20 protein-coding genes are annotated in these 21,549 nt (G+C 72.8%); 9 read left to right on the top strand and 11 right to left on the bottom strand.

Annotated features, from left to right (window positions below; genetic code table 11):
- The first annotated feature begins 246 nt into the window (after window positions 1-246).
- Window positions 247-945: a phosphotransferase gene (locus ABD999_RS15550; protein ID WP_219552138.1), complete on the top strand. Its 699-nt coding sequence runs from the start codon at window positions 247-249 to the stop codon at window positions 943-945.
- Window positions 946-948: 3 nt separating this feature from the next.
- Here ABD999_RS15550 and ABD999_RS15545 read toward each other — a convergent pair whose 3' ends face one another.
- Window positions 949-1,740 (bottom strand): glycerophosphodiester phosphodiesterase, encoded by a 792-nt coding sequence (locus ABD999_RS15545; protein ID WP_271280339.1) that lies wholly within the window; start codon window positions 1,738-1,740, stop codon window positions 949-951.
- A gap of 146 nt (window positions 1,741-1,886) precedes the next feature.
- Between ABD999_RS15545 and ABD999_RS15540 the strand changes: the two genes are divergently transcribed.
- The gene (locus ABD999_RS15540; protein WP_271280340.1) at window positions 1,887-2,777 is read left to right on the top strand and encodes an NAD(P)-dependent oxidoreductase; all 891 of its coding nucleotides are present in this window, start codon (window positions 1,887-1,889) and stop codon (window positions 2,775-2,777) included.
- Window positions 2,778-2,889: 112 nt separating this feature from the next.
- Here the strand turns inward: ABD999_RS15540 and ABD999_RS15535 are convergent, their stop codons facing one another.
- The gene (locus ABD999_RS15535) at window positions 2,890-3,717 is read right to left on the bottom strand and encodes an AraC family transcriptional regulator (RefSeq protein ID WP_271280341.1); all 828 of its coding nucleotides are present in this window, start codon (window positions 3,715-3,717) and stop codon (window positions 2,890-2,892) included.
- Window positions 3,718-3,769: 52 nt separating this feature from the next.
- Between ABD999_RS15535 and ABD999_RS15530 the strand changes: the two genes are divergently transcribed.
- A complete protein-coding gene (locus ABD999_RS15530; RefSeq protein ID WP_345482759.1) occupies window positions 3,770-4,615 on the top strand; it encodes an exodeoxyribonuclease III in 846 nt (281 codons plus the stop codon).
- Here ABD999_RS15530 and ABD999_RS15525 read toward each other — a convergent pair.
- Complete coding sequence (locus ABD999_RS15525; RefSeq protein WP_271277883.1) at window positions 4,585-5,850, bottom strand: cytochrome P450; 1,266 nt, start codon at window positions 5,848-5,850, stop codon at window positions 4,585-4,587. The genes ABD999_RS15530 and ABD999_RS15525 overlap by 31 nt on opposite strands.
- Before the next feature lie 117 nt (window positions 5,851-5,967).
- On the opposite strand from ABD999_RS15525, the gene ABD999_RS15520 reads away from it, so the two are divergent.
- Window positions 5,968-7,149: a site-2 protease family protein gene (locus ABD999_RS15520; protein ID WP_271277884.1), complete on the top strand. Its 1,182-nt coding sequence runs from the start codon at window positions 5,968-5,970 to the stop codon at window positions 7,147-7,149.
- A gap of 61 nt (window positions 7,150-7,210) precedes the next feature.
- Window positions 7,211-7,684, top strand: coding sequence for a ribonuclease E activity regulator RraA (gene rraA, locus ABD999_RS15515; RefSeq protein ID WP_271277885.1), 474 nt, complete (start codon window positions 7,211-7,213; stop codon window positions 7,682-7,684).
- Between the two features lie 79 nt (window positions 7,685-7,763).
- On the opposite strand, the gene ABD999_RS15510 is transcribed toward rraA, so the two are convergent.
- Window positions 7,764-8,126 (bottom strand): cupin domain-containing protein, encoded by a 363-nt coding sequence (locus tag ABD999_RS15510; RefSeq protein WP_148033271.1) that lies wholly within the window; start codon window positions 8,124-8,126, stop codon window positions 7,764-7,766.
- Between the two features lie 67 nt (window positions 8,127-8,193).
- On the bottom strand, window positions 8,194-8,658 hold the full coding sequence (locus ABD999_RS15505) for a PPOX class F420-dependent oxidoreductase (protein ID WP_148033272.1): 465 nt from the start codon (window positions 8,656-8,658) through the stop codon (window positions 8,194-8,196).
- A gap of 163 nt (window positions 8,659-8,821) precedes the next feature.
- Here ABD999_RS15505 and ABD999_RS15500 point away from each other — a divergent pair, with 163 nt between their 5' ends.
- Window positions 8,822-10,357 carry a M28 family metallopeptidase gene (locus ABD999_RS15500; RefSeq protein ID WP_271277886.1) on the top strand — a complete coding sequence of 512 codons (1,536 nt, stop codon included), beginning with the start codon at window positions 8,822-8,824 and terminating at the stop codon, window positions 10,355-10,357.
- A 49-nt stretch (window positions 10,358-10,406) separates the two neighbouring features.
- On the opposite strand, the gene ABD999_RS15495 is transcribed toward ABD999_RS15500, so the two are convergent.
- Window positions 10,407-10,772: an STAS domain-containing protein gene (locus ABD999_RS15495; protein ID WP_271277887.1), complete on the bottom strand. Its 366-nt coding sequence runs from the start codon at window positions 10,770-10,772 to the stop codon at window positions 10,407-10,409.
- Between the two features lie 128 nt (window positions 10,773-10,900).
- Between ABD999_RS15495 and ABD999_RS15490 the strand changes: the two genes are divergently transcribed.
- Complete coding sequence (locus ABD999_RS15490) at window positions 10,901-11,236, top strand: helix-turn-helix transcriptional regulator (RefSeq protein WP_271277888.1); 336 nt, start codon at window positions 10,901-10,903, stop codon at window positions 11,234-11,236.
- Here ABD999_RS15490 and ABD999_RS15485 read toward each other — a convergent pair whose 3' ends face one another.
- A complete protein-coding gene (locus tag ABD999_RS15485) occupies window positions 11,237-12,274 on the bottom strand; it encodes a PP2C family protein-serine/threonine phosphatase (protein ID WP_271277889.1) in 1,038 nt (345 codons plus the stop codon).
- Window positions 12,275-12,537: 263 nt separating this feature from the next.
- On the opposite strand from ABD999_RS15485, the gene ABD999_RS15480 reads away from it, so the two are divergent.
- Window positions 12,538-14,664, top strand: a complete 2,127-nt coding sequence (locus ABD999_RS15480; protein WP_271277890.1) for a SpoIIE family protein phosphatase — start codon at window positions 12,538-12,540, stop codon at window positions 14,662-14,664.
- On the opposite strand, the gene ABD999_RS15475 is transcribed toward ABD999_RS15480, so the two are convergent.
- A complete protein-coding gene (locus ABD999_RS15475; RefSeq protein ID WP_271277891.1) occupies window positions 14,653-15,156 on the bottom strand; it encodes a MarR family winged helix-turn-helix transcriptional regulator in 504 nt (167 codons plus the stop codon). The genes ABD999_RS15480 and ABD999_RS15475 overlap by 12 nt on opposite strands.
- 78 nt (window positions 15,157-15,234) lie before the next feature.
- Between ABD999_RS15475 and ABD999_RS15470 the strand changes: the two genes are divergently transcribed.
- Window positions 15,235-17,475 carry an LLM class flavin-dependent oxidoreductase gene (locus ABD999_RS15470; RefSeq protein ID WP_271277892.1) on the top strand — a complete coding sequence of 747 codons (2,241 nt, stop codon included), beginning with the start codon at window positions 15,235-15,237 and terminating at the stop codon, window positions 17,473-17,475.
- A 3-nt stretch (window positions 17,476-17,478) separates the two neighbouring features.
- Here the strand turns inward: ABD999_RS15470 and ABD999_RS15465 are convergent, their stop codons facing one another.
- The 3 genes from ABD999_RS15465 to ABD999_RS15455 all read right to left on the bottom strand — a co-directional run bounded on the left by ABD999_RS15465 (window position 17,479) and on the right by ABD999_RS15455 (window position 21,521).
- Complete coding sequence (locus ABD999_RS15465; protein WP_271277893.1) at window positions 17,479-18,672, bottom strand: cytochrome P450; 1,194 nt, start codon at window positions 18,670-18,672, stop codon at window positions 17,479-17,481.
- Window positions 18,673-18,740: 68 nt separating this feature from the next.
- Entirely contained in the window at window positions 18,741-19,631 is an 891-nt protein-coding gene (locus ABD999_RS15460) for a diacylglycerol/lipid kinase family protein (protein WP_271277894.1), read from the bottom strand.
- A gap of 39 nt (window positions 19,632-19,670) precedes the next feature.
- Window positions 19,671-21,521: a serine/threonine-protein kinase gene (locus tag ABD999_RS15455; protein WP_271277895.1), complete on the bottom strand. Its 1,851-nt coding sequence runs from the start codon at window positions 21,519-21,521 to the stop codon at window positions 19,671-19,673.
- Window positions 21,522-21,549: the final 28 nt, after the last annotated feature.

Raw genomic sequence — 21,549 nt, 5'->3', positions numbered from 1 at the left:
TCTTGTCAAGCACGAAAAATCGGCGTATAAGCAGATACACCCGTTTAGCTGGCTTATTGGTATGTCCAAATGTGGACAAAGCTTGTTCCTTGGCAGTTCTCCATCTTGGAGATTGCCCTGCCTGTTGAGAGCCTGGGTTGAGGCGTTCCTGCGAGCCCAGAGGCAGGTGGGTGAGAGTTGGAGACTCGCCTCGATGGAGGCAACGACGGGGGCGCGACCCGCTTGGGCGCGACAGTGAGGAGGACCGTGCGCTCGTGGACCCCGGCCGTCCACGAGCTGCTGAGACACCTGGAGCGCGTCGGCTTCGCCGGGGCGCCGCGCGTGGTCGGCGTCGACAGCCAGGGGCGGGAGGTCCTGACCTTCCTCGAAGGCGAGACGCTGGGCACCCGCCAGGTGTGGCCCGAGTGGACCCGCACCGAGGACGCGCTGCGGCAGGTGGCCTGGTGGCTGCGTGACTACCACAAGGCCGTGGCGGGGTTCGTGCCGCCGCCGGACGCGGCCTGGCGCGGCGGCGGGCGCTGGCGGCCCGGTCTGATCATCGCGCACAACGACGCCAGCCCGTTCAACGCCGCCTGGCACGACGGCCGCCTGACCGGCTTCTTCGACTGGGACTTCGCCGGCCCGGTCTCGGTGGAGTCCGACGTGGCGTGGATGGCGCTGAGCTGGGTGCCGCTGCACTCCCGGCACGTGGCCGCCGCGGAGGGCTTCACCGCGTTCGAGGCCAGGCCCAAGCGGCTGCGGCAGTTCCTGTCGGCGTACGGCTGGGGCGGCGACCCGCAGGTGATCGTCAACGAGATCCAGGCGCGGATGACCGCCCGCGCGCTGGCGATCCGCCGCGGCGCCGCCGCCGGCGACATCCTCTACACCAAGCTGCTGCGCCTCGGCACCGCCGACGACATGGACCGTGCCGTACGCGAGCTGAACGACTTCAGCGCGGCCAGGTAGCCGTCAGTCGCACCGGCCCTCCAGCCAGCGGCGGTACTCCAGCGGGTAGTTGGTCATGATGCTGATGGGGCGGAGCTTGAGAATGCTCTGCCAGCGGTGGGTGTTGCCCTTCCAGCCGGGCGGCGGCTCGTCCCAGACGACGCTGTCGGTCCAGCGCGCGTGCTCGCCCTTGAGCAGCGACGGGTGGCGCTTGGCCAGCTGGTTCTGGATCCACGGGTCGGTCGAGTAGACCATGATCGGCTGGAGGTCCTGCCGCTCCAGGAGCGGGTAGGAGAGCTCCCGCCACGCGGCGGCGGAGTGAGCCTTGCTGGCCAGGACGCGCTTGGCCTGCGGCTTGACCTCCAGGAGGGCGATCATGCGGACCGACGCGACATGCTGCAGCCAGGCGCGCAGCGTGTAGACCTTCTCGCCCTTGTAGGGGCCGCGGGAGATCCGGCGGGACCTGAGATTGCCGTCGCCGGTGCTCCACCACAGGTCGGTGATCGCCCGCCGGGGACCGGTCAGGCCGTTGGTGGTGGTGTTGTGCCACATGACGGCCTTGGTGCCGTGCTTGGTGAGCTGGACGTCGGCCTCGACGCCCTGGGCGCCGGAGCGCCGCATGTGGCGCACGGCGCTGGGGTTGTTGGCCTGGCGGATGCGGTCCTTGAGGCTGGCGCCGGGGTTGTCGGGATAGCCCCCGTGGCCGAAGATCAGCGGGCAGCGGGGCGGTTTCGCGGCCGCCGCCGGCGTGGTCAGAGCGGATGTGGTGAGTACGACCGCCGCCGTCGCCACAGTGATTTTGCGCGTTCTTGCCATGTGGCCCCCCTAGCCGAACAGGTTTGAACACCCAGAACGAGGCTAGATGCACGCATCCGTACGATCAAGGCACCGCCGGACACGGCGTGGCGAGGTGTCACAACCGTACAAGACCCGGACCGGCCGTTCCGGCTACAACAAGCCCCATGAACGTCGGTTTCCTCGGGCTCGGCCTGATGGGGCAGCCCATGGCAGTGAACCTGGCACGCGCCGGGATCCCCCTCGTGGTGTGGAACCGCACCCCCGGACGCTGCGACCCGGTCCGCGCGGCGGGGGCGGAGGTGGCCGCGAGCCCCGACGAGGTGCTGCGGCGGGCGCGGGTGTCGATCCTCATGCTGGCCGACGAGTCCGCCATGGACACGGTGCTGGGGCGCGGCACGCCGCGGTTCGCCGGGAACGTGGCCGGTCGCGTCATCGTGCACATGGGCACGACCTCGCCCGGCTACTCGGCGGGGCTGGAGGCCGACGTCCTGGCCGCCGGGGGCGGATACGTGGAGTCCCCCGTCTCCGGGTCACGCCGGCCCGCCGAGGAGGGGCGGCTGGTGGCGATGCTCGCCGGGGGCGCCGGGACGGTCGAGGAGGTACGGCCGCTGCTGCGCCCGATGTGCGCCGAGGCCTTCGACTGCGGGCCGGTGCCGGGGGCGCTGCTGATGAAGCTGGCCGTCAACGTGTTCCTGATCACGACGGTCACCGGGCTGGCGGAGGCGGTGCACTTCGCCCGCGGGCACGGGCTGGACGTGCACCGGCTGCGCGAGGTGCTCGACTCGGGGCCGATGGCCAGCGACGTGTCCAGGACCAAGGCGGCCAAGCTGGCGCGGGAGGACTTCACCGCCCAGGCGGCGATCGCGGACGTGCTCAAGAACAACCGGCTGATCGCCGAGGCGGCCAGGGAACGGGGACTGGCCTCGCCCCTGCTGGACGTCTGCCACGCGCTCTTCGGCGAGACGCTCGCACTCGGCCACGGCGCCCAGGACATGGCCGCCGTCATCCACGCCCTCGAAAACCGGACCGCGACCCTCCACCCGGACCCGACCTGACCGGACGACCGCCCCCGCCACCCAGCCGCGATCCGACCCCCTCGGGCGATCGCCCGTACCGGACCGGTCCCGCCCGATCGGGCGACCGCCTGTGCGGAGGGTCCGCGGGAGGTCAGGGGAGGGCGGCTCGCCAGGCGGCCGGGGTGCGGCCGTAGGCGCGTTTGAACATGCGGGTCATGTGGGCCTGGTCGGCGAAGCCCGCCCCCACCGCGGCCTCGCGCGCCGGCGTGCCCGCCAGGAGCAGCCGCCGCACCAGGTCGAGCTGCCGCATGGTGCGGAAGCGCGTCGGGCTCGTGCCGTACGCGGCCCTGAACTGGCGCGCGATCGTCCACCGGTCCAGCCCTGCCACCCGCTCGAACTCCTCGACCGGCCGCCGCACCACCGGGTCGCTCGCGATCAGCTCGCGCACCCGGGCCAGCGCCGCCATCGGGAGCGGCCCCCGGCGCCCGTACCGCGCAGACCCGTACCGTGCCGACCCGTACCGGGCCAGCATCCCGGCGACCAGCACGCCGACCTCCACCCGCGCGAAGCCGTCGAGCGGCTCGTCGAGCCCGGCCAGGCAGGCCGCGAGCGACGCGGGCACGCCACGCCCCCGGATGACCGGGTCGGCCACGAACGGCAGCGGCGCCCCGCCCAGCGCCTCCTGCACCAGCGCCGGGTCGATGTAGAAGATCCGGTAGCCGAACCCGTCGCCGGTGCCCGCCGCCCCGTCGTGCACCTCGTCCGGATGGAGCACGTGCCACTCCCCCGGCAGGCAGTGACGCGACTCGCCCCGGTAACGGAACGTCTGCACCCCGGCGAGCGTCACGCCGATCGCGTACGTGTCGTGGCGGTGCGGCGAGAACGCCACGCCCACCAGCGACGCCTCCAGCCGCTCGATGCCCTCGGCCGCGGGCCCGTAACGCAGCCGGTGACCCGCCGGCATTCCTTCCAGCCGCACGCTTGCGACGCTACCGCGCCGGGCCGGGCCGCGGCTCTGACAAGCTGGCACCATGCGCCTGGCGACGTGGAACGTGAACTCGGTCAAGGCCCGGCTGCCGCGCCTGCTCGACTGGCTGGCCGACAAGGAGCCCGACATCGTCTGCCTCCAGGAGACGAAGTGCCCGGCGGACGGCTTCCCCGCGCGGGAGGTGGCCGCGCTCGGGTACGCGACGGCCGCTCACGGCGACGGCCGGTGGAACGGGGTGGCGGTGCTCTCCAGGATCGGGCTGGAGGACGTGTCACCCGGCTTCCCCGGCGAACCGGGCTTCGACTCGGCGAAGGGCACCGTCACGGTCACGCCCGAACCACGGGCCGTGGGCGCGACCTGCGGAGGGCTGCGGGTCTGGTCGATCTACGCGCCGAACGGGCGCACGCTCGACTCGCCGCACTACACGTACAAGCTGGCCTGGTTCGCCGCCTTCGGCGAGGCGGTGCGGGCGGAGTTGCGGGCCGGGCGCGCGGTGGTGGCGTGCGGCGACTTCAACGTGGCGCCGACGGACGCGGACGTGGGTGGATCCGGCCGTATTCGCCAGGTCCACCCACGTCCGCGTCCGCGGATGTTCCACAAGAACGTGACTCCTCCACTTCCAGAAGGAAGCGGCTTCTCGCTTTCCCCTGCTGGGGTAGGCGACGGACAAGCCCTGCCCGTTTCGAACAAAGAAACTATAACAGGGAAGCGATTCCCCTGCCGGGTGAACGCGGCAATTCCCTCGCTAGATCTCATGGGGATGCGCATCGACCTGGTGTACGCGGCCGCGGGCGTCGCCGATCGGGTGCGGTCGGCGTACGTGGACCGCGAGGCCCGCAAGGGGAAGGGGCCGTCCGATCACGCGCCCGTCGTGGTCGACCTCGACTGAGCCGGCACCCGCACGGCGTCGATGACGACGCCGCTGCGCGGCCGGGTGGGGATCCGCCGCAGCGGGATCGTCAGGTCCTGCGGCGGCAGGGTGTACTCCAGGCCGGCCAGCCGCGCGGAGAGGCTCTTCAGCAGTTCGACGGTGACAGCCTCGCCGGGGCACCGGTGGCCGGTGTGCGGGTCGCCGCCGCCCTGCGGCACCAGGTCGTCGCGGCCCGGGGGCGACTCGACGAACCGGCCGGGGTCGAAGGTGTACGGGTCCTCCCACAGTCCGGCGTCGTGGTTCTGCCCGTACAGGTCGAGCAGGACGAGCGTGCCCTCGGGGATGCGGAGGTCGCGCCAGGTCAGGTCGCCGGCCGCCCGGCCGCCGATGAACGGGGCGAACGGGTAGAAGCGCCTGACCTCCTGGGCGAACGCCTCGGCGTACGCGGGATCGGCGAGCGCTTGCCTGAGGTGCGGCCGGCGGTGCAGCGCGTGCCCGGCGAAGGCGACGAACCAGGCGACGGCGACGGTCGGCCTGATGAGGTTGATCAGCTCGACCGCGGCGACGTGCGACGGCAGCGGCTGCCCCTCGTTGTCGTGGTGGCGTTCGACGAGGTCGGCGGGCGAGCCGGCGGGCAGGGTGACCGAGCCGGAGCGGGCGTCGTCGAACAGCCGGGTGAGCCAGCGCTCCCTGCGTTTCCTGGCACGCCTGGCCCGCCAGTGGCGCGGTCCCGGCGTGGCGAACCCGTCGACCATGGCCACCATGTCCTCCGCGACCGCCTTGACGCCGGCCTCGGCCACGGGCACGCCCGCCCAGCGGCAGGCTCCCCTGGCGATGATCTCCGCGGCCTCGTCGAAGAGCACCACGGGCGAGCGTCCCGGCCAGGTCGCGACGGTCTCGTCCCACGCGTCGCCGACGTGGCGGACCAGGCGGGCGACCGACTCGGGGTCGGCCAGCACGGACATGAAGAGCGCCTTGCGCGCCCGGTGGGCGGCGCCGTCGAGCGAGTGCACCCCGCCCTTGCCGAGCAGGGTGGCCTGGATCGGCTCGGGGAGTGCGCCGTGCCGGAGCACGTGGCGCTCGTCGTACAGGAACCGCACCGCCTCCGGCCCGCGCAGGGCGGTGGCCCGGTTGCCCATGACCCGGGTCATCACGTCGCCGCGGGTCCGCCGGAGCAGGTCGGGCAGCCAGGCGTAACCGCGGGTGAGCAGGACCAACGTGTTGTCGAGCGGGGTGAAACGTCGTCTCGTCACCCGGTGCGACCTGCCCGGCGCTCCCGTCCCGAAACCGGATCGGAGCAGGTCGGGGCCGGTGACCTCGGTCGCGGCGTGGGTAGGCGCATGGCGGACGTCGGCTCCGTTGGAGGGAAGATGCGCTCAACGATCCCACTCGGCCGGATCGGCGGTGTCCCGGTCGGGATGAACCTCAGCGTGCTGCTCATCGTCGCGATCCTGGTGTTCGGGCTGGCCTTCGGCCGGTTCCCGCTGACCTTCCCCGGCCTGTCCACGGCCGCCTACCTGGCCGCCGGGGTGGTGGCCGCCCTGCTGTTCATGGCCTCGCTGCTGGCCCACGAGGTGGCGCACGCGCTGATGGCGGGGCGTCACGGCATCGGGGTGTCGCGGATCACGCTGTGGCTCCTCGGCGGGGTGGCGGAGCTGCGCGGCGAGCCCAAGACGCCCCGCGCCGACCTGCAGATCGCGGTGGTGGGGCCGCTGACGAGCCTGGTGGCGGGCCTGCTGTTCGGTGTGGTGGCGGTGCTGGTCCGGGCCGCCGCCGGGCCGTCGCTCGCCGGGGACGTGTTCGTCTATCTGGCGGCGGTGAACGTGCTGCTGGCCGTCTTCAACCTGGTCCCGGCCGCGCCGCTGGACGGCGGCCGGGTGCTGCGCGCCGCGCTGTGGTGGCGGTGGGGCGACCGCGGCAGGGCCGCCGTCGCCGCCGCCCGGGCCGGGCGGACGTTCGGGTACGTGCTGATCGCGCTCGGCTTCCTCCAGGTGGCGGTCGGGGCCGGCTTCGGCGGGATCTGGCTGGCGCTGATCGGCCTGTTCCTGGTCAACGCCGCGAGCGCCGAGGAGCAGCAGGCGCAGCTCGGCGTGGCACTGCGCGGGGTACGGGTGGGCGAGGTGATGTCCCGCGACCCGGTGGTGTCGCGTCCCGACGAGACCGTGGCGGACCTGATCGAGGAGGTGGTGCTCAGCCGCCGCCTGTCGACCTATCCGCTGGTGGACGAGCGCGGCGGCTTCGCGGGGCTGGTCACGCTGAACCGCATCCGGCAGTTGCCGCCCGAGGAGCGGGCCACCACCCGGCTGGCGGACATCGCCTGCCCGCCCGGCGAGGTGCCCAGGTCCACGCCGGAGGAGCCGCTGATGGACCTGCTGCCCCGGATGACGGGCTGCGCCGACGGCCGGGCGGTGGTGCTCGATCCCGGCGGCCACCTGGTCGGCCTGCTCACGCCGACCGACATCAGCCGCGCCATCCAGACCTCCGGCCTGCACACCGGCGCCCACGCGCCGCGCGGCGCCGACCTGGCCATGCCGTGGCGCCACCACCGGTAGCGGGACGCCGCCCGCTGGGCTGTAGCTTGTGTCGCCGTACCGGACCGTCGAAGGAGCCCCCATGACCGTCATCACCGCCGACCTGTACGACGAGCGCGGCGACGAGCTCGACTCCTGCGACCTGCAACTGCGTCAGTACGGGGGACGTCGCGCGTTCCGCGGCCGGATCGCGACCGTGCGCTGCCACCAGGACAACGCCCTGGTCAAGGCGGCCCTGGCTGAGCCTGGTGAAGGGCGGGTGCTGGTGGTCGACGGCGGCGGCTCGGTGAGCACGGCGCTGATGGGAGACGTGATCGCGGGGTCCGCGGTGGCCAACGGCTGGGCGGGCGTGGTGATCAACGGCGCGGTGCGCGACGTCGCCGCGCTGCGCGAACTCGACCTGGGCGTCAAGGCGCTGGGCAGCAACCCGCGCAAGAGCGCCAAGGACGGCGCGGGCGAGCGTGACGTGCCGGTGACGTTCGGCGGCGTCACCTTCCGTCCGGGCGCGGAGCTGTGGAGCGACGACGACGGGATCCTGGTGACCCGTCTGCCGTGACGGAGAACCGCCGGGGGTCTCGAGCCGCTCCGCGTAGGAGAACACGGGAGCCCCAGAGGGCCCCACGTGTCCGGATTTTTCAGGACTCCTTTGCCTTGGCGTACTCAGCGGCACCACCCGCGAAGTCGTAGACGATCACCTGCTCGTCACCCAGCACCCACGCGTCGTGTCCCGGCGGGCAGACGAAGAGCTCTCCGGGCCCGACCTCCGTCTCGGTGCCGTCGTCCATCCTGATCAAGAGGCGGCCGCGGACCACGAGCCCGTTGTGGTGGATCTGGCAGGACTTCGTTCCGGCGATCTGCTTGACCGACTCCGACCAGCGCCATCCGGGCTCGAAGGTGGCCACGCCGAAGCTGAGCCCGCTCAGCTCCAGCACTTCCATGTGACCCTGCGGGAAGTCGCGGCGCTCGTCCGGCTTGTCGAGACTCTTGACTTCGATCATGACGTCCCCCTCCGTCATTCTCAGTCTCCGCCTCGGCGCGGGGTCACCACAAGGGTGGACGCCCAGGTCACCCGGCCAGCCGCGCGGGGAAGCCGCCGGTGGCGATCGGCCCCCAGCGCTCGATGTGGAGGCGGATGAGCGACTTGTCCTGGCGGCGCATGGCCTCGCGGTACTCGTCCCAGTCGGGGTGCTCGCCGGAGATGCACCGGAAGTACTCGACCAGGCCGTCGAGCGCCTCGGGCATGTCGAGCACCTCCGCGCGCCCGTCTACCTGCACGTACGGGCCGTCCCAGTCGTCGGACAGCACGCAGATGGACACCCGGTCGTCACGGCGGGCGTTGCGCGTCTTGGCCCGGTCGGGGTACGTGGAGATCACGATCCTTCCGTCGCCGTCGACGCCGCAGGCGACGGGCGACAGCTGGGGCCGCCCGTCCGCCCGTGCGGTGGAGAGCAGGCCGTGATGGCGGGGGCGGAGGAAGTCGAGCAGTTCGGGCAGTTCCACGCGCTGGGCGGTGGCGATCCTCGGAGACATGCCGCCCACCCTACGGTGACGGGTAATCCTCCTGACCCGTTCTGACTCCGTGATGCAACAGATGCATTGCCACATCTTCCCTGATAGCCGGATTTATCAATAAGTTCGGGGAACGCGCGCTTTTTGACCCCGGGGTCACCTCCCATGGTTCTGAGGAGCAATCATGCGTTCCCGCCTGCGTAAATGCGTGGTCGGCGCGGTCGCCGCCGCAGTGGCGCTCTCCACGGTCGCCGCCGCCGGACCGGCTCAAGCCCACCCCAAACCCCACGACAACGTAAGCAAGATCGTCAAGGCTGTCTCGGGCAAGAACGTCAAGAAGCACCTCAAGGTGTTCCAGGCGATCGCCGACAGGTTCGACGGCACCCGCGTGTCGGGCACCAGGGGCTACGACGCCTCCCGCGACTACGTCGCCCTGCGGCTGCGCCTGGCCGGCTACAAGGTGACGGTCCAGCCGTTCGAGTTCCTCTTCGAGGGTTACCGGACGCCGCCGGTGCTCAAGCGGACCGCGCCGGAGCAGGAGACCTACACCTACGGGTTCTTCAGCGACTACATCGCCATGGGCGACTCCCCCGCCGGTTCGGTGAGCGGCCAGGTCCAGCCGGTGGACGTGGTCCTGCCGCCGGGCGAGCCCAACAGCTCCAGCTCCGGCTGCGAGGCGAGCGACTTCGAGGGCTTCACCGCGGGCGGCATCGCGCTCATGCAGCGCGGCACCTGCAACTTCCGGGTCAAGGTGGAGAACGCGATCGCCGCGGGCGCGACCGGCGCCATCATCTTCAACGAGGGCCAGGAAGGCCGCACCGAGATCGACCTGAACCCGGTGCTCGGCGGCCCCGGCATCACGATCCCGTCGTTCTTCACCAGCTTCGCCGTCGGCCAGGAGCTCGCCGCCGAGGGCACGTCCGTCACGATGAACTGGGACCCGATCTCCGAGACGCGGACCACGTACAACGTGATCGCGGAGAGCCGGAAGGGGGACCCGGACAACGTGGTCATGCTCGGCGCGCACCTCGACAGCGTGCAGGAGGGCCCCGGCATCAACGACAACGGCTCGGGCAGCGCCGGCACCCTCGAAGTGGCGCTGCAGATGGCCAAGCTCAAGCCGAAGAACAAGATGCGCTTCGCGTTCTGGGGCGCCGAGGAGTTCGGCCTGCTCGGCTCCGAGCACTACGTGGCCAACCTCACGGAGGCGGAGCGGGCCAAGATCGCTCTGTACCTCAACTTCGACATGATCGCCTCACCGAACTACACCTTCGGCATCTACGACGGTGACGGCGACGCCTTCGGCACCGCCGGGCCTCCCGGATCCGACCAGATCGAGGCGGACTTCGAGAAGTTCTTCGCCGATCGCGGCGAGCCGTTCAAGGCGACCGCGTTCACCGGCCGCTCGGACTACGGGCCGTTCATCGCGGTCGGCATCCCGGCCGGCGGCCTGTTCACCGGCGCCGAGGTGCTCAAGACGGAGGAGGAGGCCGCGATCTTCGGCGGCACGGCGGGCATCCCGCTCGACCCGTGCTACCACCAGGCCTGCGACACGATCAAGAACATCAGCGACAAGGCGCTGGACGTGAACTCCGACGCGATCGCCACCCTGGCGGCCACCTACGCCTTCGACACCGGCACGATCGGCGCCGCCGCGCCGACCCAGGCTCGCGCCGCCCAGGCCGAGCACCGCCACGGACCGGCGGAGGCGCTGAAGTAGACACTCTCCCCCGGCGCCCGCTCCCGCACGGGGCGGGCGTCGCCGGGTGTCAGTCGAGTGGGGGCAGTCCGAGCACGTCGATCAGGCGGCGCATCTGCCGCGGGGTGTTGCGGACGACGACGCCGTCGCACGCGGCGAGGCCGAGCAGCGAGCGCAGCCCCGCCAGGTCGATGAAGCCGACGCGGCCGACGTCCACGATCAGGTCGGCGTCGATGCGCCGGGCGCGCTGCAGCGCGGACACCGCCTCCGCGCGGTTGGTGACGTCGATGTCGCCCTCCAGCCGCACCAGCGAGGGACCGGGCATCACCGTGCAGGTGACGCGGAGCAGGCTGTCGACATACAGCAGATGCTCAGCCGCCGGCACGTGGGCGTGCCCGGCACCACTCATCACCATCGTCTCTCCCGCCAGCGCCATCGCCCCGACCCCTCGTCACTAGGCCTCGCCACGACCCGACCAACCTCCTGCCAACACAATACAGGAAGAAGTTTTCTGTATAAAATGTTCCAGTACGGAAATCGAGCCCCAAGGAGGGCGGCAAGTCGATGAGCGGCGTCGTCGATCGGCGATCGGGCTGGACGTTCCTGACCAACCACGCCCGGGTCCTCATAGCCGTGGCCGCCGATCCCGAGGTGCGGCTCCGCGACATCGCCGCGAAGATCGGCATCACCGAGCGGGCCGCCCAGGGCATCGTCTCCGATCTGGAGGACGCCGGATACCTCATGCGCGAGCGGATGGGGCGCCGCAACCGCTATGAGATCAACCCGAGCGCCGAGCTGCGCCACCACACCGAGGCCGGCATCCCGGTCCAGGCGTTGATCGACATGTTCCGCCACCGTGACCTCGGGCCCGCCGGCGCGGAGGAGAGCGACCCCTCCTGATCAGTGCCGCGAGCCGCTCCTGCGCAACGTGAGGATGGCCAGGTCGTCGCCGAAGTCGGCGGCGGTGAACGCGTGCAGGTCGTCCAGCAGGGCCTCGGCGAGGGCCGACGAAGAACGCCTGGCCCAGGCCCGCAGCCGGGGCTCCAGCGGGTAGAAGGCGCCGCGGGGGTCGCGCGCCTCGGTGACCCCGTCGGTGCACAGCAGCATCGTCGCGTCCGGCGGGAAGGCGAAGCGCACCGCCTCGCGGCGCTTGTCCGCCAGCCGGCCCAGGCCGAGAGGGAGCTCCGGCTCGCCCAGGTCGGCCTGCCAGGCGTGGGAGTGGGCGACCAGATAGGGGGCGATGTGGCCGCAGTTGACCGCCTCCACCTCCACCCGGGCGTCGATGTGCAGCACGAGGGCGGTGACGAACCGCTCGTACTCGCCGGTGCGCCGGGCGCCCTCGTTGTGCCTGACCACCGCGGTCTCCAGCGCCTCCACCACCCCGGCCAAACTCCGCTCCCGGTGGGCCGCCTCCCGGAACGCGCCCAGCAGCGCGATGGCCGCCCCGATCGCGTGCAGGCCCTTGCCCTGCACGTCAGCGATCATCACCCGGGTGCCGTGATCGGTGTCGACGACCTCGTACATGTCGCCGCCGACCGTGGCGTCCTCCTCCACGGGCTCGTAGACCCCGTCCACGACCACGTCGGCAGTGCGCACCGGCAACGGGCGGACGATCTGGCTCTGCAGCGCCGCGCCGGCCGAGCGCAGCCGGTGGATCTCCTCTTCGCGGGCGATCCGGTAGCGGCAGCTGAGCACGCTCCACACGCCGAACAGGGCCGTGAACGTCATCGCGCCCAGGTCCATGCCGATGCCCTCGCCCTCGGACGCCACGACGAAGCCGATCACCGCGACCACCCACACGGACGCCGTGGTCGTCTGCGCCACACTGCCCACGCCGGAGATGACCGCGGGCAGGAAGATGAGCAGCGGCACCAGCCGGTCGACGGCCCCGACCAGCAGGCCGAGCCCGAGCACGGCCACGGTGACGACGAGCAGCATGGCGGCGAAAGTCCACTCTGACAGAACGGCCCGCCCGCGCCGCACCCGCCTCGAACCCCTCACGCCTCCCCCGATGCCCTAGCTCCACCTGCCCCATACCCATCGACCTGCGGAAAAGCCGACCTCAAGGCCGCGAAACCGGATGACGGCGCCCGAGATTTTAGGTTTGACTGACGCTCTGTGGACGCATCCTGCCTGTATGGGGGATTTCGGAGGACTGTTTCCACGGGTACCGCACGCCGGGGGCCGGACGGGCTAGCGGCGTGCGACAGGAGTTCGAGGCCACCGCGGCTCCCGGTCCGGAGGCGCGGCAGCTGCATGACCTGCTCGTGGCGGTCATCAACGCCACCGGGGCCCACCTCGGCGCGCTCTACCTGCTCGACGAGGACCAGGAGCTGCTGCTCATGGACGCCGAGCAGGGCTTCCCCATCACGATCGCCAGGGCCTGGTCGAGAGTGCGCGTCAACGGGCCCGTGCCGTCGGCGGTGGCCCTGCGCGAGCGGCGCCTGGTCTGGCTGGCCGACCAGGCGGAGCTGGCCCGTGACTACCCCGGTGCGGCGCTGTCACTGCCGTACGACTTCTCGATGGCCGCCGCTCCCATCTGCGCCGGCGACGCGTGCTGGGGATCGCTGCTGCTGGCCTGGCCGCCGGGCCAGACCGAGCTCACCGAGGAACGGCGGCAGCTGATCGAGCGGACGTGCCACCGGATGGGCGCGGTGCTGAGCGACGCCGCGCGGCGCGGGCAGCCGGTGACGCCCCGCGTCCGGCCGCGCGTGATCTCCCCCCGGCGGGGGCGGCGGCTCGACCCCGACGCCGGCATGGCCGCCCTGGACTGCCTCATCGGCCTGCCCGAAGGCTACCTGGCGCTGAACCTGGAAGGCCGGATCACGTTCCTCACCCCGTCGGCCGCCGAGCTGCTCGGCGACTCGCCTTCCCAACTGCTCGGCCGGCGCGCCTGGGAGGCGCTGCCGTGGCTGAACACCCCCGAGTACGAGGACCGCTACCGGGCGGCGGTGATCAGCCAGGAGGCCACCTCCTTCACCGCCCGGCGGCCCAGCGGGCAGTGGCTGGCCTTCCAGCTCTATCCCGCGCCGATGGGCATCAGCGTCCGCGTCACGCCCAGCACCATGGCGCGTGACCCCGGGCATCTCATGCCGGACCAGATGCTGGCCGGGAGCAGGGGGACGGCCAGTTCCACGCTGCACAGCATGCTGCAGCTGACCGCCATGCTCAGCCAGGCGGCCACCGTGCGGGAGATCGTCGACCTGGTGGGCGACCACCTGCTGCCGGTCTTCAGCGCGCAGTCCCTGTCCATCCTGACCGCCGAGAGCGGCCGGATGATCCTGCTCGGCAGCCGTGGCACGAGCCGGAAGACCATCGACACGTTCAACGAGTGGTCGACGACCAGATCGAGCCCGGCCGGGTCCCCGGCCGACGCCACCGAGCCGGGGTTCTTCGCCTCCCGGCGGGAGCTGCGCACGATCTATCCTCCGGCGGTCGACGACCCCATCGCGGCCTGCGCGGTGCTGCCGCTGACCACGCAGGGACGGTCGTTCGGCACGCTGGTGATCGGCTACGAACGCCCGCACCACTTCACCGAGGACGAGCGCGCCACCCTCACCTCGCTCGCCGGGCTGGTCGCGCAGGCGCTCGACCGGGCCAAGCTGTACGACGCCAAGCACCGGCTCGCGCAGAGCCTTCAGGAAAGCCTGCTCCCCCGCCGCCTGCCGCACATCGACGGGCTGGACGTGGCCGCCCGCTACCTGCCCGCCACCTTCGGCATGGACATCGGCGGCGACTTCTACGACCTGATCAGCCTGGGTGACGAGTGCGCGGCGGCGGTCATCGGCGACGTGCAGGGCCACGACCCGACGGCGGCGGCGCTGATGGGGCAGGTGCGCACGGCGATCCACGCCTACGCGGCCTCGGGAGCCGATCCCGGCGAGATCCTCGCGCACACCAACCGGCTGGTCATCGACCTGACGCCGAACCGGTTCACCAGCTGCCTCTACATCAACCTCGACCTGCACAACAGGGTGCTGGACGTGGCCAGCGCCGGCCACCTGCCGGCGCTGCTGCACCACCACGGCGGGGCGACCCAGCTGATCGAGCCGACCCCCGGGCTCCTGCTCGGCATCGACCCGCACGCCGAGTACGAGGCCTCGCAGGTCGCGCTGCCGCCCGGCGGCACGCTCGCCCTCTACACCGACGGGCTGGTCGAAGCGCCCGGCGTGCTGCTGGACGACGCCATCGCCGAACTCTCCCTGCACCTCGGCAGGCTCGCCCGGCGGCCGCTGCAGGAGCTCGCGGACGCCCTCATCGCCCCCTCGTCCAACGTCGACCAGCGCCTCGACGACATCGCGCTGCTCCTGCTGCGCTCAGTCGACTGACGGGGCGCCGGGGAAGACCTCGGCGCGGGCGGCGCGGCAGGACGGGTCCTCCTCCGCTGCCCTCTCCAGGCGGGCCGACAGGAGAGCGGCCGTCTCCTCCAGCCCGGCGAGCCGGTCGGGGCCGAGTGCGTCGAGGACGAGGCGGCGGACGGAGTCGTCGCGCACCTGCCGGGCGCGGGCGGCCGCCTCGCGCCCCTCGGGGGTGAGCGCGATGTCCCAGCCGCGCGCGTCCTCGGCGCACGACTCGCGCCCCAGGAGGCCGCGCTTGGCCATCCGGCCGACCTGGTGGGACAGCCGGCTCTTCTCCCACTGCAGCACCCAGCGCAGCTCCAGCGCGCGCATCCGGCCGCCGGGGGCGTCGAGCAGCGCGTCGAGGACCTGGTAGTCGGCTTCGGACAGCCCGGTGGCCCGGGTCAGCTCGCGGGACAGGTGAGCCGCGAGCTGGGTGTGCACGGTGCTGTAAGCACGCCACGCGGCCAGGTCGGCTGTCATGCCACCAGCCTACGTCACAAAGGTTGACATGTCATCCATCCCGAATAAGGTTGACACATCTACCATATGGAGGACGGGATGCCCGACTACGGCCACGACCTACGCTTCGGGTCGTTCATCACCCCGCAGAACGGCCGGCCCGAGCTGGCCGTCGAGCTGGCGCGGCTGAGCGAGGAGGCGGGCCTGGACCTGGTGACGTTCCAGGACCACCCGTACCAGGCGACCTTCCTGGACACCTGGACGCTGATGAGCTGGGTGGCGGCGCGCACCGAGCGCGTCCACCTGTCCGGCAACGTGCTCAACCTGCCGCTGCGCCCGCCGGCGGTGCTGGCCAGATCCGTGGCGAGCCTGGACCTGCTGTCAGGCGGGCGGGTCGAGCTCGGCCTGGGCGCGGGCGGGTTCTGGGACGCTATCGAGGCCATGGGCGGCCGGCGGCTGAGCCCCGGCCAGGCGGTGGACGCGCTCAGCGAGGCCATCGACGTGATCCGCGGCGTGTGGGACGCCGACGAGCGGCGCCCGCTGCGGGTCGACGGCGCCCACTACACGGTCAAGGGGGCCAAGCGGGGCCCGGCGCCGGCCCACGACGTGCCGATCTGGCTGGGCGCGTACAAGCCGAGGATGCTGCGGCTGGTCGGCGCGAAGGCGGACGGGTGGCTGCCCAGCCTCGGCTACGCCACGCCGGAGGACCTCACCGCCGGCAACAAGATCATCGACGAGGCGGCGGACGGGGCGGGCCGCGACCCGCGCGAGATCCGCCGCCTGCTCAACCTCATGAGCGAGTTCGCCGGCGATTCCGCCGAGGAGTGGGTGGAGCGGCTGCTGCCGCTGGCCGTCGAGGACGGGATCAGCACGTTCATCCTGCCCGGCGACGACCCGGCCGCCATCGAGCGCTTCGGCCGGGAGGTGGCGCCCGCGCTGCGCGAGGCCGTCGCCGCCGAACGCGCCGCCCGCGGCGTCACGACCGGCCCCGCGCGGCCTCCCCGGGCGCTCGCGCTGCGCCGCCCCGGCATCGACTACGACGCGGTGCCCGCCTCGCTGGCGGGCACCGCGGTGGAGCCCGGCGACCGCGAGTACGAGCGCGTCCGCTCCTCCTACATCTGGACCGGCTCCCCCGGGCTGGTGCTCCGCCCCGCCACGGCCGGGCAGGTGGCCGAGGCTCTCACGTACGCGCGGGGCCAGGACGTGCCGCTGGCCGTGCGCAGCGGCGGGCACGGGATCAGCGGGCGGTCCACCAACGACGGCGGGATCGTCGTCGACGTCGGCGCGCTGGACGCGGTCGAGGTCCTCGACCGCGGGCGGAGGCTGGTGCGCGTCGGCGCCGGCGCCCGCTGGGGCGACGTGGCGAGCGCGCTGAGCCCGCACGGGCTGGCGATCAGCTCGGGCGACTACGGCGACGTCGGCGTGGGCGGGCTGGCCACGGCCGGCGGGCAGGGCTTCCTGGCCCGCTCCTACGGGCTGACGATCGACCACGTGGTGGGCGCCGAGGTGGCGCTGGCCGACGGCCGGACCGTCCGGGCGGACCCAGAGCACCATCCTGACCTGTTCTGGGCGCTGCGCGGCGCGGGCGGCAACCTGGGCGTCGTCACCTCGTTCGACATCGAGGCGACCGAGCTGTCCGACGTGGTGTTCGCGGTCTTCGTGCACGACGCCTCGGACACGGCCGCGTTCCTGGAGCGCTGGGGGCGGGCCGTGGAGGCGAGCCCGCGGAAGCTGACCCCGTTCACCACCGTGTTCCCGGGACAGCAGGGCTACTCGGCGCTGGCCCAGACGTTCGCCGTGTGGGCCGGCGACGACACCGACGCGGCCGTGGCGGCGCTGGAGCCGTTCCTGGAGGTGGCGCCGGTGCTCCAGCAGCAGGCGCAGCTCGCCCCGTACGCGGCCGTCGTCGCGCCGCACCGCAACCGGCACACCGGGCAGCAGGGCGGACTGCGCGGCCACTCCGCCCTGGTGGACCACCTCGACGCGGACACCTCGGGGCGGCTGGCGGAGATGTTCGAGCAGCGGCTGCTCACCATGGTCCAGGTGCGCTCGGTCGGCGGCGCCGTCAACGACGTCGCCCCCGGCGCCACCGCGTACGCCCACCGCACCCAGAACTTCTCCGTCAACGGCGTGATCTCCGCGGCGCGGGCGGCGCGGGCCGAGCGGGCGTGGGACGGGCTGGGCGTGACGGCCGCCTACCTCAGCTTCGAGCCGCGCTTCGAGGACAAGCTGCTGACCAGGGCGTTCCCGCCGGCGACCCTGGCCAGGCTGCGGCAGGTGAAGGCCGCGTACGACCCGGGCAACGTGTTCCGCCACAACTTCCCGATCACGCCCGCCTGACCGCTACCAGGCGACGTGCAGGGACGTCAGGCCGTGGACGATGTGCATGGTGCGGAAGACCGGGGCCGGCTCCGCCTCCCTGAGCGTGGGGAAGCGCTCCAGCAGGGCCGGGAAGGCGATGCGCATCTCCATCCGGGCCAGCGGGGCGCCCAGGCAGTGGTGCACGCCGTGACCGAAGGCCAGGTGGCCGGGCTCGCCGCGCGACAGGTCCAGCGTGTCCGGGTCGGCGGCCAGGCCGGGGTCGCGGTTGCCGGCCGGGAGCGCGCACACCACCAGCTCGCCGGGGCCGATCCGCCGCCCGGCGATCTCGACCTCCGTGGCGGTCAGTTTGAGCGTGCCGGAGTGCACGATGCTCAGCCAGCGCAGCAGCTCCTCGACGGCGGCGTCGATCCTGGCGGGCTCCTTGCGCAGCAGGTCGAGCTGGCCGGGGTGGCGCAGCAGGGCGAGCGTGCCCAGCGCGAGCATGTTGGAGGTGGTCTCGTGCCCGGCGAGCAGCAGCAGCCCGCCGATGCCGATCAGCTCGTCGTCGCTGAGGTCGTCGCCGTGCTCCCGCACCAGCGTGCCGATCAGGTCGTCGCCCGGCTCGGCCCGCTCGCGGGCGACCAGCCCGGCCATGTACGCGCGCGACTCCATCCGGACCGCCAGCGCCTCCTCCGGCGGGGTCGACATGTCGAGCATGCGGCTGGTGCGCCGCTGGAAACCCTCCCGATCCTCGTACGGGACGCCGAGCAGCTCGCAGATGACCAGCGACGGGATCGGCAGCGCGAACGACCGGACCAGGTCGGCGGGCGGGCCGGCCGCCTCCATCGCGTCCAGGTGCTCGGCGACGATGCCGGCGATGCGCGGCTCCAGGCGGCGCATCCGGCGGATGGTGAACTCGGGCGCCAGCATCCGGCGTATCCGGGTGTGGTCGGGCGGGTTCAGCTGCAGCAGGTTGCCGGCGCGCAGGGTGGCGAGCTGCTCCTCCGACAGCTCCGGCGCGCCGGGCAGCTGCGGCAGGCCGAAGAAGGCGATCGGGAAGCGCTCGGCGTCGCCCAGCACCTCGCGGATGTCGGCGTGGCGGGTGACCATCCAGGCGTCGACCCCGAACGGGGTGCCGATCCTGCTGACGCCCTCCGCGCGCAGGGCGGACAGCTCGGGCGCGGGGCCGAAGCCGTCCCTGCGCATGTACATCGGCGGCTGCGTCGGCTCGCTCACGCGATCCCCCTGGAGGTGAGTATCCGGATGCCTCCACTGTGATCGATCCCGCGCCGCCTCGCCAGGGGTCAGCCCTCCTTGGGGACGATCACGCTCCAGGCCGCGGGGCGGAGCGTCCAGGCGTGGTGCGGGGCCGGTGGGAGGAGCTCGCCGTCGGCGTTGGCCGCGACCGGCTCGCCCTCGACGGTGATGCCCCTGCCCCTGACGGTGATCACGTCGGCGCGTTCCGGGTGCCTGCCCCGGCGCAGCAGGACGCCGAAGGCCAGCCTGGCCAGCGGCGATACCGCGTACGAGATCACCACGTCGGCCAGGCCGTCGTCGGGGCGGGCGTGCGGGGCGAGCGGGGTGCCGCCGCCGATCGAGACGCCGTTGCCGATCCCCACCATGAGCACCCGCCGCCGCCCGTCGGTGACCGGCTCGCCGTCCACCTTCACCCGCAGCCGCCACCCCTTGCTGCGCGCCCCGGCGACCAGCGCGCCCACCGCGTACGCGGCCCTGCGCAGCAAGGGCTTGAGCGCGGCCGCGTGCTCGGAGGCGTGCGCGCCGACGCCGACGTGCACGGCGTTCACCACGATGCCGCCCTCGTCGTCGACCAGCAGGTCCAGCGTCCGCTCCCGGCCGTCGGACAGCGCGCGGGCCGCCTCGCGCGCGTCGAGCGGGATGCCCAGCGCGCGGGCCAGGTCGTTGCCGGTGCCGAGCGGCACCAGCCCGATCGGGCGGGTGGCCAGCTCTCCCCTGGTCAGCAGCGCCGCCACGACGGCGTGCACGGTCCCGTCGCCGCCCAGCACCACCGGGACCCTGCCGGGATGCTCCGCCAGCGCGCGCTCGATGTCGCCCGGCCGCTCGACGTCGCACACCACCACGTCACCCGACAGGGCGTCCAGCACCTCCTCGCGCGCCGTCCCGTCGACGCCGCCGGCCGCCGCGTTGCCGATCACCACGAACCCGTGCTCCGCCATGGCCGATGAGGTGCCCGTGTTCGCCGGGAACTAACCGCTTCATCCGCCGGCGGGGTACTTCGCGATCACCTTGCCCGTCGGGTCGGCGGCCAGGTAGCCGCTGGCGTGGTACTCGTCGGAGACGTAGACCCGGATCGCGCCCGTCTCGTGGAAGGCGGCGTCGACGATGATGTAGCGGGTGGTGGGCTTCTTGACCCCGAGCTCCCTGTTCGCCCTGCGGATCAGGGCGGGCAGCGCGTCCCAGTTGTACTTCCGCAGGTCCACGATGGGTTTGCTGACCGTGGAGCCGGGGCCGTCCTTGGTGGCCACGCCGTCGCGGTAGGTGTACCGGTCGTAGACCGTCTTGCGGCCTTTGACCGGGGCGCCGGCGATCGCGTACGTGGGATAGACGGTCAGGTCGACCACCTGGGTGCCGCCCATGACCGGCTTCAGGTCGGCGACGAGGCGGCGCATCCCGGCGGGGGTGAGCAGGTTGACGGGCTCGCGCTCCTCGGTCTCCGCCGGGGCCGGTTCCGTGCCGGTCTCCGCCGGGGTCGGTTCCGTGCCGGTCTCCGCCGAGGTCCCTTCCGTGGCCGGGGTCTCTTCGGCGGCGCTCGTCCGTCTGTCGGCTGCAGGGCTCTCGGAGGCGCCGCCGCGATGGCCGGGCGGCAACACCCACACCACGACCGCCGCCACCGACACCGCCGCCACCCCGGCGACGACCGACGTCGTCACCTGACTCCTGCGCCGGGACGCCCTGGTGGGCGCGGTCACCGAGGGCGGCTCGGTGTTCCACTGCGGGCCGGACGGCCTGGCCGAGCCGGGATACGCGGGCCCACCGGGCACGCCGTGGTACCCGGGCGCGCCGGGATGCCCTGGCGCGCCCGGATAGGCGGGGGCGCCGTGCGAGCCGGGGTACGCGGGACCGGCGGGCCGGTGCGGGCCGGACGGGGGACCTGAGAACGGGCCGGACGATACGCCTGACAGCGGGCCGGACGGTAAGCCTGACGGCGGACCGGTCGGGGGTGGGCGGTGGGGTGGGTGGGCCAAGGGCGGGCCGGGGTGGGGGGAGAAGTTCTGGGGCGGGGCGTCGTGGGCGGCGGCGAGCATGCGGTCCAGGGCGTCGGGGCCGGGCCTGGCGGCGGGGTCGCGGTTGAGCAGGGCGAACAGCACCGGGGTCAGGCTGCCCGCCCGCTCCGGCGCCGGCACCTCCTGGTTGAGCACCGCGGCCAGGGTGGCCAGCGGAGTGGCGCGCCGCAGGGGGTGGCGGCCCTCGACGGCCACGTACAGGAGCATGCCGAGCGACCACAGGTCGGAGGCGGGGTCGCCCTCGTGGCCGTTGATGCGCTCGGGCGCCATGTACTCGGGCGAGCCGATGAACGAGCCGGTCGCGGTCAGCCCGGGCGACTCCCGCACGGCGGCGATGCCGAAGTCGGTGAGGACCGAGCGCCCGTCGGGGCGGAGCAGGACGTTTCCCGGCTTGACGTCACGGTGCAAAATGCCGACGGCGTGCGCGGCGCGTAACGCGGACAGCACCTCACGCCCCAGCCGGGCCGTCTCGGCCGGGGCCATCGGCCCGTCGGACAACCGGTCCTGCAGCGAGCCGCCGGTCACCAGCTCCATGACCAGCCAGGGGAAGCCGTCTTCGCCGGTGTCGACGATGTGGTGGATGGTGACGACGTGCGGGTGGTTGAGCCGGGCCAGGGCGCGGGCCTCGCGCAGCACCCTGGCGCGCAGCTCGCGGTCCCGGGCGGGGTCGGGGTCGCCCAGGGCGGGGTCGGGCGGCCGCACTTCCTTGAGCGCGACCTCCCGGTGCAGCGCCTGGTCCCAGGCCCGCCACACCAGCCCCATGCCCCCGCCGCCGAGCCGCTCCACGAGCTCGAATCGGCCGTCGATCACCCGATTCACCATGCGCAGCAGCGTACGGCCTCAGCGGGCG

Source organism: Nonomuraea ferruginea (assembly GCF_039540635.1).
GTDB classification, from domain to species: domain Bacteria; phylum Actinomycetota; class Actinomycetes; order Streptosporangiales; family Streptosporangiaceae; genus Nonomuraea; species Nonomuraea ferruginea.
The sequence above is the reverse complement of the archived record's forward strand: the minus strand, read 5'-3'. Positions and strand labels throughout refer to the sequence as shown.